This is a genomic window from Psychrobacter sp. AOP5-GZ1-6 (assembly GCF_052376345.1).
Lineage (GTDB): Bacteria > Pseudomonadota > Gammaproteobacteria > Pseudomonadales > Moraxellaceae > Psychrobacter.
In genome coordinates, this window is record NZ_JBQSVP010000036.1 from 1 (window position 1) to 13,928 (window position 13,928).

Below are 13,928 nucleotides of genomic sequence, written 5' to 3' on the forward strand. Positions count from 1 at the left end.
CAAGCGATTATGTCACTAACTTTCCTAACCATAATAATCGTGCTGTCCCCTATGTCCGTTGGGGAGCACTTTTAGTCGCCATGGCTTTATCTGCATACTTAGCAAAAGCCTATCAAAAAAACCTACAAGGTAATGGTATCTGGGTATTTGTTATCGTAGTACTTATCGTTATTGTTTTAGCGAAGGTCGTTTTTAAATGGGTAATTAATAGACGTTTGAAACGCTAGATTGTCATCCATAGTTTTATTACTTTAACCCTCTTACTTATTGATATGAATGCCTTATGCCAACTAAACATCAAAACCACCAATCTGATTCAAATCACTCCATACCATCAGAAGACACACGTACTGACCGCAACTTTGACGCCATCGCTGATCACTTTGAAAAAAAAGTCTATGGTGGTCTAAAAGGTGACATTCGATTGGCGGTACTGCGCCGTGATATCTTTGAGCATTGCGCCCAAATGAGCAAAGATCTTGGCAGACATTTACGTATCTTAGATGTGGGTGCAGGACTTGCACAGATTGCTATTGAGCTTGCAAAACAAGGTCATACGGTCATCATCAATGACATATCAGAAAACATGCTAGAAAAAGCCAAGACAAGTGCTGCACAGTTGGATCAAAAGCTTGATATCAACTGGTATGTTTGTCCGTATCAATCGCTTGAGGACAAGCTGGCTCAGGTAGGCACAGAAAAATTTGATTTAATTTTATGTCACGCATTGCTTGAGTGGTTGGCAGAACCTGCAATGGTTATGGACTTTTTTGATCGCCAACTAACAGATAGTGGTGCACTATCACTGTGCTTCTATAACCCTGCTAGCTTCGATTATCGCAACCTGATTATGGGAAATTTCAACTTACTCGATAATACCGAATATAAAGCTGATAATAAGAAAAGCCTGACACCCAATCACCCTGTGGCTAAACAAGAGGTGGAATCCTGGTTAGTCGCCCATCATTATCAAACGGTTCGTACCAGTGGACTGCGTGTGTTTCATGATTATTCACCACTCAAACGTGGCGGACATACAGATCCAGAAGCGGTAATACGGATGGAGCTGCGTTACTCACAACTAGAGCCGTATAAGTGGCTGGGACGTTATTTGCATATACTGGCCACCCGAAAAACATAGCAATAATGAGCCAATAAAATAAGAGACTAAATTGAGCTCAGCCAACTGTTTTGTCTATGCAGTTTTATCTATGCAGTTCCTATATATCCTTTGTCTACGCCGCCCCTGACCCATCATACTCTGACCATGTGGTGGCATTGATGTTTTTTTCATCGAATACAACCACATGCTCAAGCATCGGTAAGATACCGATGCGCGTACCTATCTCATGATTATGATGACTAGGAACTAGCGATAGTACGGTCTGTCCATCGTCAAGTTGTAAGCGGTATAAGTAGTTCGCCCCGCGAAACACACGTCCGATAATCAGTGCTGTCTGCGTACTGTCATCGTCATGAATGATATCATCAGGACGTACCAGCACTTTAATTAGTGTGCCATTTGGATAATCATACTCGCAATGCTGTGGGTGACCAGACTCATCATAGACTTCCATACGGCGATAGATATCACCGAGTGCCGTCTCAACATGACCTTCTTTGATGATGCCATCTATCATCGCCCCCTCGCCCACGAACTCGGCGACAAACGGACTAATAGGCTCATGATAAAGCTCACTCGGCGTTGCCCACTGCACCAGCTTACCCTCACTCATGACGCCGACTTTATCCGCCAATGCAAACGCTTCGTTTTGATCATGCGTCACTAATATAGCGGTGGTATTGGTACGTTTTAGAATATCACGAACATTCATAGCCAATGACTCGCGTAGCACCACATCTAGGTTTGAAAACGGTTCATCCAATAGCAAAAGTTTGGGATTTGGCGCTAGTGCACGTGCGAGTGCTACCCGTTGCTGCTGACCACCTGAGAGTTCACTAGGACGTTTGTCCGCATGCTCGGTTAATTCGACAAGGCTTAGCATCTCAGCCACACGGGCTTTTTTGTCAGTGGCAGACCATTTGTTGAGGCCAAAAGCGATATTTTTTGCCACACTTAGGTGACCAAATAACGCATAGTCCTGAAACACCATACCCATGTCACGTTTGGCTGGTACTACGGCAAATGAGGTACGAGCCGTTTTATCCGTTAGGCACTGATTGTTTAATTGAATACGGCCACCGCGACTTTCTTCTAGCCCTGCAATCGCACGTAATGCCGTGGTTTTTCCGCAACCGCTATACCCCAAAAAGCAACCAATCTCGCCTTGCTGTAATTCTAATGACAGTCCATTGACGATGATCGTATCGTCATAGCCCACGATTAAATCTTGCACACTAAAATAAGGATCAGCAGCGTCTTTGGTATCTGAGCTAAAACCACGGTCTTGCGCCAACCTGCTAGTAGACTGAGGCTCTATTGGCTTAGCACTTGTTGGCTTAGTACTTGTTGCTTGAGAGTCTGATAAGTTTTTAGTTAGATCCGTGTGCATAGACAGTACCAGTTAGCAGTTAGCGATTAATAAATAAAACTCGTAGAACGATGGATAAAACGTGATGGAAACGTTTGAATATTTTCGACTTATTTCAGACAATCAAGGTTAACTTTGTTTGTCACTTTGACGCAATAATATCCAAACAGGCAGCAATCCGACCAACACTATCAATAAGCTTGGTAATGCAGCACGTCCCCACATACCTTCACTGGTCATCTCAAACACTCGAACCGCCAACGTATCCCAGCCTTGCCGCCGAGTCATTAACGTAATTGGCATCTCTTTCATGACTTCAACAAAGCCCATTAATAATGCAGTTAGTACACCAGGACTCAGCACTGGCAACATCACATGTCGCCATCGTTGATAAGCACTATCACTCAGCAGTTTGGCAGCCGCTTCTTGATTGATGGTCAATCGCTGTAATTGGCGATCCACCGGCTGAAAACTAACGGTCATAAAGCGCGTAGACAACGCCAGTAACATAACAATCACGCTACCTGATAGCAGCTGCTGCGACGTAATGCCAAAAGCAATCATCTGATTGTCTAACCAAGCAATGGGAATAAATATGCCGACAGCCAAGACCGTGCCGGGCACCACATAACCCAAATTGGCCAACGTGGTCATTAGCTTGGTTGATCTATCAGGATACTGACGCTTAATCCAAGCAATAATAACCGCCAAAAAGGCGATAAAAATCGTGGTCATACTCGCAATCATGATGCTATTGGTCACAAAATCAATGTAACGGGCATCAAAATCCTGCCTGAAATTCAACGCCGTCCAATAGATAAGTTGCAAAAACGGTATAAAGAAAGCCACTGCAAAAATCATTGTGCATAATAACGTCATGGCCCATTTGGCAGAGGTCCTGGCTTCAAAGCGCTGATTACTACCTTGAGTGATAGAGTTGCCACGCTTTGCCTGCCAATACTGCTCAAACAACACAACGATAAACACCATACCGATTAATAAGGCTGCCAGCTGTGCCGCAGTGGTCAAGCTAAAGAAGCCAAACCATGCTTTATAAATGGCCGTGGTAAAAGTATCGACATTGAATACTGACACCGCGCCAAAATCTGCAAGCGTTTCCATACTGGCCAGTAGTAATCCGCCGATGATCCACGGTAGTGCTTGTGGCAGTGCCAACCGGAAAAACACGCGACCACGAGTTAAACCCAGCATTTGCCCTGCTTCAATCGCGCGCCTACCCTGCGATAAAAACGCTTGGCGCGCCAGTAAATAAACGTAAGGATAAAAGGCTAAAGACAAGACTAGACCGGCACCCCAGATATTACGAACCGAAGGAATTGCTGTATTAATACCTAAATCACGCAAACCTGTCTGCAATGGCCCACTAAAATCAACAATACCCAAGGTAACAAATGCCAAGACATAAGCCGGTATCGCTAGCGGCAACATTAGCGCCCACGAAAAAAACCGCTGCCCAGGGAAGCGATACATACTGGTTATCCACGCAAGTACGGTACCGACCGTACCAGAAACAACCGTGACCATTAACAATAAAGTCGCGGTGTTTTTTAGGACTTGCGGCAGCACATACTCTGCCATGTGCGTCCAAATATCGGCAACTGGCTGCGTCCACGACAACAGCACAATCACAATTGGCACAAGCATAAACAACGAAATCAGCCCTAAGACTGATTTTGAAAAGATACATTTCCGAGTGGCATGGTCTTGACTGACCATGTGATGTTTGTCGATACTAGCACTATTTCTGCTAATGTCATCGACTGTAGCACTGTTGCGTACAGACGCATCTGGCGTTGTGCTCATAAATTATTACCGTGTCATACGTATAGAAACCTTATATAAAATCAAATCCCAAAATACCGTAAACGCTATCAAACTTCGTCACGGTCGTTTTGAGATTGGTATTATTTATGATTTCTATTTATAACCTGCTTTGTCCATTAATTGAATCGCTTGGGTTTGTAGCTCACCAAACTTTTGCACACTGATATCATCTTTATTGAACGGACCCCATGATCTGAGCATATCTGACTCATCAACACCTTCTTTCACTGGGAATTCTTTATCTGAGCTGGCATAAAGACCTTGTGCCTCATCAGATGACAACCACTCTATCAATTTAAGCGTACCATCTGGATTGTCTGAGCTTGCCACTACACCAGCACCTGAGATATTGACATGCGTACCAGTCGTGCCTTGGTTTGCCCAAAATATATTGACAGGGAAATCTGGTTTTTCATCTAGTATGCGACCATAATAATAACTATTCGCCACACCTACTTCGCACTGACCAGCAGCGATGGCTTCAAGCATACTGGTATCATCACTGAACACATCAGTGGCTAAATTATCTACCCAACCACGAACGATTTCTTCCGTTTTTTCTTGACCCAAGTGCTCCATCATACTGGCCACAAGTGATTGGTTATAGACCTTCTTAGACGTGCGTAGGCATAACTTACCTTTCCACTTTGGATCGGCCAAATCTGCATAAGTAGATAACTGGTCAGCACTGACTTTGCTTGGGTCATAAAAGATAGTGCGAGCACGTAATGACAAACCGGTCCACTGACCTTGTGGATCACGGTATTTTGCAGGAACGTTAGCTTCCAATACAGTAGACGATACTGGCTGTAGCAAACCTTGCTGTGCAGCTTGCCATAAGTTACCAGCATCAACGGTCAAAAGCATATCAGCGGGTGTATTCTGACCTTCTGCTTTTAGCCGTGCCATGAGCGGACCAGTGCTGTCTGTGACTAGCTCAACCTTCACACCTGTTTGTTCGGTATAGCGATCTAGCAATGGCTTAATTAACTGCTCGTTACGTGAAGAATAAATAGTCACTGTTTGACCGTCTGCACTCGTAACATCACCATTCGCAGCTTGCTGTTCACTACTATCTGCTGCTGTATCTGTCTCCGCACTTTCTTCTGTTGTAGATGAGTTATTACAACCCGCTAATCCCAACATCATACCCAATATAGCAACAGGTAAGACGAGCTTAGTAGAAGTTAGGTTAGCGCTAATGGTATTCAGTGACATGGTTTTCCCCACAATAATACAACGGAAAGATAAGATGGCGACAAGGCAAAACAGCTATAAAAACCCTGACTGTTAGGATAGTAACACCGCAATACTTCAAAACAACATACTAATAGAAATGAGATTAATTATCAATACATTTGTCTTATTCAAAAACACATCTAGCAACAGATATAACGATGGCTATTTAAAGCCTACACTTGCTGGTTCTGACAATCCAAACAGTCATAGATTTTTTAATACTTTTTGAGCTTTTTTAGGGTTCCTTTTTTTGAAGTTCACTGTAGCAGCCACTGTCCTAAGATAGCATTCACAGCGGCTTCTGTCCGCAAGATACGTGAACCAATATTGACAGCTTCACAACCCTGCGCGGCAAGCATTGCTATCTCATAATCTATCCAACCACCCTCAGCGCCGATACAGACTAAGCTGGGTAAGTTTTTTGCTGTAGATGATGATTGCTGGTGTCGCAAATACTGTGCAAATGACTGCTCACTATAAGGGTGCGCAACAATACCTCGGTGGGTCATAATACTTGCCAGCTTATCTTCGACAAATGGCTTAAAGCGTTTTTCTAAGCTAATTCGAGGTGCTATCGTATCGACGCCTTGTTGTAGTCCTTCTAATAAAAACTCGTCAAGCCGTGCCAGCATTGGACTTTGCCAATAGCTTTTTTGTGTGCGATAGCTATTGATAAGAATGATATCTCGTACGCCAAGTGCGGTCATATCCATTATCAAGCGTCGTAACACTTTAGGACGTGGCAGTGCCAATATGACGGTTAAGTCTAACTTGGGTGGAGGTTCAGTAGTCAGTTGAACATCACCCAACTGAATGCTATCCGAGCAGATATTTTCAATGATTGCCGTGCCTAGCTGACCACCTAGCTGACCAATCTTTAGTGTATCACCGACTTTTGCGGCGAGTACGTTATGGACATGATTGACCTGTGATGACTCACTGATTTGCGCAGAGTCATGCGAAAAGCTAGTATCGGGCAATAATATACAGTTCATAGTATCTCTTGTTTGGCATACTGCTCGATAACGTCTTCAATCATCGTAAATTGACGTATCAATACTGCTTGTTGTTGCACGGTCATCTGCTCGCCAGCTTGTCCTGCCTGTTTTGCTACATCAAGATGACTCAACCAAGATAACAACTGCTGATAAATAAGTTCTATATCATCATTTTTATCGGTATTCAGCGAGCTTGTGGTACTTATTGCGTCCTGAGTAACAGGGTGATAAAAGGTGTTATGTGGTTGATACAGCGCACCTACTTCAGACAATTTATCAACCACCACTTGGCAAGATTGTGTATAACCACCCATTATCACAGGTGTTGCTACGCTCGCTGGCTCGACAGGATTGTGACCACCGACATCGACCAACGACCCACCAACTAGCGCCACATCTGCTAATGCATACCAAGTCATCAGCTCACCCATGCTATCAGCCAAATAAACTTGTGTCTCAGGGTTAATGCCCTGGTCTGCACTGCGCCGTGTCATTGTTAATTCTGACTTTTCAATGAGCGCTGCCACTTCGTTAAAACGCTCAGGATGTCGCGGTACGATAATTAGTAGCGTGTTAGCAAGCGCTGGATTAGATAGTAGATGCTTATGTAGTGACAATACCGTCTCTTCTTCACCGCTATGCGTACTTGCTGCTACCCAAACTGGTCGCTCAGTTGTTCCAAACGCTTGTGCCAGTTTAACTTTTTGGTCTAGTATTTCGCTACTTTTGCCTGCTGCATCGCTCGCCTTCATTTCAGCAACAGCGTCATCGCTCTCCAAGAAGTTAGTTTGAGAAATACTGCTGGTAGGAGCACTGATTTTAGAAACATTGGTTTTAGAAATACTTGTTTTAGGCGTATTAATCACCCATTTTAAAGAACCTGCCACACGAATTTGTGCGCTATCGGCTCCCAATTGCCGAAAACGTTTAGCAGAGTCATTGTCTTGCGCAATAATCAACGCCAGATTTTTCATCATACTGCTACTAACCGCACCTATCTTTTGGTAACTTTTAAACGAAGATGCTGATAGCCGACCATTAACTAAGATACTAGGAATACGATGTTCTGAGAGCTTGGTTAAAATATTCGCCCAAAGCTCTGTTTCTACAAACAAGGCAACGGTAGGCTGTACATGATTTAAGAACTGCTCTATCACGGTAGGACTGTCTACAGGCACGTAGCTATGACTCATGCGACCTTGAGCAATATCATCAGCGAAACGGCTAGCACCACGAGCAAACCCCGTCTGCGTGGTATTGGTCAACCATACCTGATAACCATGAGCCAATAACCTGTCCAGTAACGGTGCAACGGTATTGGTCTCGCCCAATGAGACAGCATGACACCAAACGATACCCTTATTAGCATTGTCATTAGCATTGCCCTGAGCCATTGGCATAACCGTACTTGCATACACCGTTGGGCTTGATGGATAGTTTTTACCAAAACGCTGCTCCACTTCTTGTTGATAGTTCTCACGCTTATGCGATCTTCGCCATACTTGCAGTCGATATAACGGCTTCAATAGTCCAATCGCCAGTTGATAATAAGCAGGCGGCTTATAAACAGCATGTCTCATGAACGATATAGAATTAACGGAATCAACAGAGCCAGTCGCTTGTGAGGAATAATCAGGTGAGGTATCAGAAGATGGCATGAAACAGCCTAGATTAGTAATTGATCAAATAGGAGAAAATAGCAGCAAAAAACGCGCCAATTTTACCTGAATTTGGCGCTCAACAATAAACTTTTATAGCACGTCTTAGTCAAGTAGCCGTAAACCTTTACATAGACCTGTAGTTTAGGGTGTGTCCTCATTTTAAAAGTGGTGATAAAAATGAGATAAATGACCGTCAAACAATAAAGATAGCGCAGATAATATCAAGGTAAGTAGTCAGATATTTGACGCCATTTGGCAGGATGTAGCCATTTCTAACTCATCTAAATGATTATCGATTGAACTAAAGACACACCCTAGCTACCACACTTAAACAATGAGTATTATCAATAATGCAATGACTATCACGGCAACCAATAATAACTGGTATCGCTTAGTACTATGCTGCTCTTGTTTTTGTGTGGTGATTAATGCTTGCGCTTGCTGCCATTGCATGACAATCTTCGCTGCTTCCGTGTGACCATTTTCAGCAGCTTGCTCTAACCAGTATTTACCATTATCGATATCTTGTACCACACCGATACCTTGGTAGTACATCTTGCTTAACAAGCGCTGTGCACGGCTATCATTTTTACTAGCGGCTTGTTTAACCCATGCTGTACCTGATTCTGCCGAAGCATTTTTGTCCGCTGCAAGACCTTCATTAAGCAGCTCATACATCGCTAACCGTAGCATTGCAGCAGTATTTCCAGCATTAGCAGCAACTTGTAATTTTGAGAGTGCTTTTTTCTTTGCAGCCATCTGACTCTCTGAAAACACCACTTGCGCACGTGCTTTAGTTTGTTTGGCAATGTGTTGTTCAAACTGCTCTAACACGGTGGAAGATTGATGATATTCATCATGACCCGACGTCTGCGCCACCTCTATCTCATTCAACTCTATAAGCAACTGCGTAAACATATCTGGCGTTGGTGCGCTTTTTGACAAAGGTATTGTTTCGTTTGATGTAGAGTCTACGGATGCAATACCTTCTGGCTTAGTACTGTCTACTGATTTAGTCGTTTCTACTGATGGTGTCACTTTAGACAGTGTAGGCTGGATTGGGTGATTGTCGTTTTCAGACTTTGATACAGCCTTAGGTACGGGCATATCAGTCAATGAGTCTGTTTTCAATACCTCATTCTGACTGGCTGCCTTTGCCGTATTCAAATAAGCATCTTCTGACGTACGCTTACTGGTATTTTGTATGATAGGCTTGGCTGGCATGACTGCTCTTACTGAGCTAACGGCTGGAGCTACTTGAGCATCATCTGATATTGGCAGATTTGAGCTTACGGCTTGATACAAGCCACTAGCCACTTGGCCACCTTTTACGGCTTCAAACGGCCTATCAATGTGACCAAACAAACGCAATCCTATCGGCTCTAAGGCAAAAAACAATGACGTTGTTTTTTGAGTATCAGAAGCATCACGGTAGATGACTGCCATATGCTGATAAAAATCATCAGTTATAAGAGGTAGCTCAGGATAGCGCTTATGTATCTCAAACTGTCCGTACCAATGCGGTGTACTTTGCCATTGCTGTGCCAACACTCGTCCGGCATAAAATGCTAAAAACATCATAAAGTTGCGATAGCGCTCATCAACGAGTAGCGTGTTTTCGTCCCACTGTCCAACTTTAATCATTTCACGGCGGATTTGTGATAGCAATGTATCGACACGCTGTAAACTGGCTAGCGATTCATCCAACGTACAATTACGAAGTTCAGTCTCATAAGCGATGCCACCAGCGATAGCACGTCCAGCTAGAAAATCTTGCCAATAGCCTTCGGCAATATAATCAAAAGGCGTGATAGGTGATGCAGACATAGTCAAGCGAGTCCTGTATAGAAGTAAGTCAATAATAAGAAAAACAAAATTACTATAAAATCTGTCATTATTTTAAGGCGTGTCTTCATTTTACACATAGTAATGAAAATGAGATAGACAGCTCACCTTACCCTAAAATCAAAAAGGCTACAATAAAGGACTAAACAAGCGAACGACATTGTCAAACAGTCGCTCTGTACCGCGGCGCTGCTGCCAATCTTCCAAATTCAAAAATCGGCAATTTTGCAAATAGACTTCTTGACAATCAGCCACTTGAGTAACCATCTCTGGCGTATAAATAGCCAGACTAACTTCCATATTAAGATAAAAACTGCGCATATCGATATTCACCGTACCGAACAGACAGTAATCGTCATCGACCACCACCGTTTTAGTATGCAACAACCCGCCTTTAAATAAAGCAATAGTCACACCCGCATCCAACAGCTCTTGATAATAAGCCTGCGAGGCATGCTGCACGAGAAAAGAGTCAACCTTTTCAGGCACAATCAGTGTGACATCCACTCCACGCTTAGCCGCTGTCGTTAATGCGCCTGACAATGCTTCATCAGGTACAAAATAAGGCGTAGTGATGCAAATGCGTTTATTAGCGCGATGAATCACCGTTACCAAGGTATTATAAATAACATGAGCGGTCACTTGCGGTGCAGAAGGTATCAGCTGAGCTAGCACATTGTCTACGACAGGCATTTTTGGTATGACAATGGATGTAGAGCCAATATCAGGCTGCTCATGACAGTCAACCGCTTCACCTAATACCTTCACTCGGCTGTTTAGATCATTGATTGTCGGATTCATCACATATAGCTTACGAGTATAGCCATTCACTCGCTGGTTGAGCGCATGTAGGTTATCATTATTTTCAGCACCGATATCCGTCGCCACTACTATTGCCATGGCTGTCGTGATACTTATAGAGTGTTGGCTGGTTGTACGTATCGCCACATCAATCCACTGTCCAACATTTTTATTTTGTTTAAAGAATCTGGGGTCAACCAAATTAAAGCTACCGATATATCCGATATACTCATCAATAGCCACCATTTTTCGATGATTGCGCAAATCTGAGCGCTTAAACAATGTCTTAAATAGTCCCACTGGCAGCGACTGATGAACGAAAACACCTGCTTTCTCTAATGTACGATGCGCACCACTATTAAAAAAGCTAAAACTGCCCACACTATCAGCCAATATATGACACTCTACGCCGCGCTGCGATGCTGCTGACAAAGCTTCTATTACCTCTAACACTTGTCCCTTTGGATAAATAATATAAAACTCCATCAGAATAATGCTTTGTGCGGCATTGATGTCCTCAATCAACCTCTGAAAAATCGTATTAGGAGCTGTTAATAGCTGCATACTATGATTGGGAAACACACCCAATCCTGTCCAACGCGTACCTATCTGACTGACACCGCGATAGTTATCTGTTAGCAAGTCTTGGCCTTTATCAAACACGAGGTTCTCACGCCGCGCCATATCATTCATCAATAGGCTTGCTTGGTCGACACGCTCACGATAGCGCCGCCCAATCATCGGCTCACCGAGCAATATATACGCGATAAGTCCAAAAACAGGTAGAGTATAAAGCACAGCAACCCAAGCAATAGACACACCTATGTTACGCTGTACGGAGACAACCCGTAGCGTCATCACTATCATTAAAACAATATGTAATACCAGACCCCATCCCGCAAAGTATCCCCAAGACCAGGTCGCAAAGGTTTGTTCAACCGTAGAATTATCTATGCCCGCCTCCAACAATCAAAATAAAAAAATAAAGCATAAGCAGTAAAGCATCAACAGTATAGTCGATTCAATTTAAAAGTAGTACAAGGCAACCGATCGTAGACGTATATCTAATACTTCAAGCGAGGTTAACGCCGTAATAATTTTATAGTGGCATGACTATATCGTAGATTTTGGCTACCAAACAATAACCAATCACAATAAGCCTATTTATAAAAAAGCGAATAAATACAATCAGTAAGCTACTGTTTAAAATGATATTTATAAAGCATTTTAAATTATTTACTATTTTTTTTAAAAACCGTTTGACAGCCATGTGTAAATCTATATAATACACATCCACAGCAAGGGGAGTTAATCAATCCTAGCTGATAAAGTTAATTTAAGTGTGACAGCTTATATTAATGAAGCAATACACAAAATCTTATTTAAAAGATTTTGTCTTGCGAAGCTAAAATTACGGTGCAATTTTTGAACGCTTCTCAGGGTGATTAGCTCAGTTGGTAGAGCGTCTGCCTTACACGCAGAATGTCGGCGGTTCGAATCCGTCATCACCCACCACTTAATAGCTTGTGGTAAAAAAGCTAAACGACCTAAGCAGCGGTAGTTCAGTTGGTTAGAATGCCGGCCTGTCACGCCGGAGGTCGCGGGTTCGAGTCCCGTCCGCTGCGCCATATTTAAAACAAATTTAAACTTACGAGTTTAAGCAAGTTTCGCCTCAAGTATTAGTTTACTTGAGGTTTTTTTGTGTCTAAAAATTCTGACATACTAGGGTATATCGCCCATTCCACCTCTATTTATCACCACCCTTTCTATCAATCACGTTTTTTTCTTGTCCTCAATAACTCTGTTTTCCGCCAGTCATCAAACAGCCCAACTATTATCTACAATCACTTTTCCTTACAAAATTTATTTTCCTGACCAAATGGTCAGTTAAATCAATTAAATCAAAAACTTAGACAATATCAAAAACTTAGAACACTCTAAGACATTGTATTCATAGTAAATATATCGTTGTCAGTGATTATAAAAAATGCTTAACTGTTTCGGAGTGTTAAAAAATGTTGCAACAAAACTACAGTAATCGTGTGAATTTTTGCAATATGAAACACGCTTATATTTGGCGTATTCATCTTCGTTATAGTTAATTTGTACTGCAAGTTGACTGAGATTTCTCCTTAGCAATGTAGATAGATTTTTGATAGAACATCAAAGCTATTTCTACCATGATATCGAGCCTGCTAAGGCCAATGACTGTATATAAAGGAGTACTACTGTGCATTACAACTTATCTGCAAGCCTACCCCTATCTATCCAAGCCTCCAAAAGTAACGTTAAAAAAAACCTATTCTTGATCAAACCACTAACCACAGCTTTAGTTACTATTGTCGCATTGGGAGCCATGAGTAATACTCATGCTAAGGTACTCTTTAGCGACACCAGTCTGTCTATCCTATATGGTGACGATTATGAGCTGGTAGAAGATGGTGAATTAACGACCATCACACTAGAGCATGCCTCTACCCATACTTGGGGCGGCGTGTTTTTCTTTGTTGATCGCCATCAAGGTGCTAGCGATAGTGATAATAATAAATATAAAGAAACGTATGGTGAGTTCGCGCCTAAATTCAAATTACAAACCTTTGATGACAGTTTTATCAAACAAGTTAACTTAGCAGGTCAATACGAGTTTGGCTCAAACAGTACGGGCTTTAGCCAAGACAACTATATGGTCGGTGTTGGTGCAGACCTAAATGTACCTATTCCAGGTATGAAATACGCATCCGCGTCTATATACCATGTCTTTAATGACAATACGGATGATGACCAACAAATCACATTGACTTATGGCTGGGAAAAAAACAACATCGTCATTGATGGTTATGTGGACTATTCGTTTAATAACGATGACTTAAAAGATCAACTGCATATCAATCCACAGATAAAATATAACTTACAGGATACACTGGGCATTGATAACCGCCTAGAAGTCGGTATGGAATATAGCTACTGGAGAAATAAATATGGTAGTGATCAAACTCAAAATACACCTAGTGCATTGGTTAAACTGCACTTTTAAATAGCTGTTTATC

General features: G+C 42.5%; 10 protein-coding genes and 2 tRNA genes. 5 read left to right on the forward strand and 7 right to left on the reverse strand.

What is annotated here, in order from left to right; genetic code table 11:
- Both ACT3RN_RS06800 and ACT3RN_RS06805 read left to right on the forward strand, forming a co-directional pair.
- A partial coding sequence (locus tag ACT3RN_RS06800; RefSeq protein WP_444518527.1) for a hypothetical protein occupies nucleotides 1-227 on the forward strand: 227 nt, incomplete at its 5' end.
- A 56-nt stretch (nucleotides 228-283) separates the two neighbouring features.
- Complete coding sequence (locus ACT3RN_RS06805; RefSeq protein ID WP_192519096.1) at nucleotides 284-1,141, forward strand: methyltransferase domain-containing protein; 858 nt, start codon at nucleotides 284-286, stop codon at nucleotides 1,139-1,141.
- A gap of 94 nt (nucleotides 1,142-1,235) precedes the next feature.
- Here the strand turns inward: ACT3RN_RS06805 and ACT3RN_RS06810 are convergent, their stop codons facing one another.
- From ACT3RN_RS06810 to ACT3RN_RS06840, 7 genes are all read right to left on the reverse strand, one after another.
- Nucleotides 1,236-2,513: an ABC transporter ATP-binding protein gene (locus ACT3RN_RS06810; protein WP_225739146.1), complete on the reverse strand. Its 1,278-nt coding sequence runs from the start codon at nucleotides 2,511-2,513 to the stop codon at nucleotides 1,236-1,238.
- Nucleotides 2,514-2,621: 108 nt separating this feature from the next.
- The gene (locus ACT3RN_RS06815) at nucleotides 2,622-4,229 is read right to left on the reverse strand and encodes an ABC transporter permease (protein ID WP_413038445.1); all 1,608 of its coding nucleotides are present in this window, start codon (nucleotides 4,227-4,229) and stop codon (nucleotides 2,622-2,624) included.
- A 201-nt stretch (nucleotides 4,230-4,430) separates the two neighbouring features.
- Complete coding sequence (locus ACT3RN_RS06820; RefSeq protein ID WP_192519098.1) at nucleotides 4,431-5,555, reverse strand: extracellular solute-binding protein; 1,125 nt, start codon at nucleotides 5,553-5,555, stop codon at nucleotides 4,431-4,433.
- Between the two features lie 278 nt (nucleotides 5,556-5,833).
- The gene (locus ACT3RN_RS06825) at nucleotides 5,834-6,571 is read right to left on the reverse strand and encodes a 16S rRNA (uracil(1498)-N(3))-methyltransferase (RefSeq protein WP_192519099.1); all 738 of its coding nucleotides are present in this window, start codon (nucleotides 6,569-6,571) and stop codon (nucleotides 5,834-5,836) included.
- Nucleotides 6,568-8,232 (reverse strand): 3-deoxy-D-manno-octulosonic acid transferase, encoded by a 1,665-nt coding sequence (locus tag ACT3RN_RS06830; RefSeq protein ID WP_192519100.1) that lies wholly within the window; start codon nucleotides 8,230-8,232, stop codon nucleotides 6,568-6,570. Before ACT3RN_RS06830 ends, ACT3RN_RS06825 begins: the two co-directional genes overlap by 4 nt.
- 330 nt (nucleotides 8,233-8,562) lie before the next feature.
- Nucleotides 8,563-10,062, reverse strand: coding sequence for a tetratricopeptide repeat protein (locus ACT3RN_RS06835; protein WP_192519101.1), 1,500 nt, complete (start codon nucleotides 10,060-10,062; stop codon nucleotides 8,563-8,565).
- Between the two features lie 147 nt (nucleotides 10,063-10,209).
- Nucleotides 10,210-11,847 (reverse strand): cardiolipin synthase, encoded by a 1,638-nt coding sequence (locus ACT3RN_RS06840; RefSeq protein ID WP_192519117.1) that lies wholly within the window; start codon nucleotides 11,845-11,847, stop codon nucleotides 10,210-10,212.
- A 473-nt stretch (nucleotides 11,848-12,320) separates the two neighbouring features.
- Between ACT3RN_RS06840 and ACT3RN_RS06845 the strand changes: the two genes are divergently transcribed.
- The 3 genes from ACT3RN_RS06845 (at nucleotide 12,321) to ACT3RN_RS06855 (ending at nucleotide 13,915) form a co-directional block, all read left to right on the forward strand.
- A tRNA-Val gene (locus tag ACT3RN_RS06845) sits at nucleotides 12,321-12,396 on the forward strand.
- 36 nt (nucleotides 12,397-12,432) lie between these two features.
- A tRNA-Asp gene (locus tag ACT3RN_RS06850) sits at nucleotides 12,433-12,509 on the forward strand.
- A gap of 602 nt (nucleotides 12,510-13,111) precedes the next feature.
- Nucleotides 13,112-13,915, forward strand: a complete 804-nt coding sequence (locus ACT3RN_RS06855; RefSeq protein WP_318779524.1) for a DUF5020 family protein — start codon at nucleotides 13,112-13,114, stop codon at nucleotides 13,913-13,915.
- The last annotated feature ends 13 nt before the right edge of the window (nucleotides 13,916-13,928 follow it).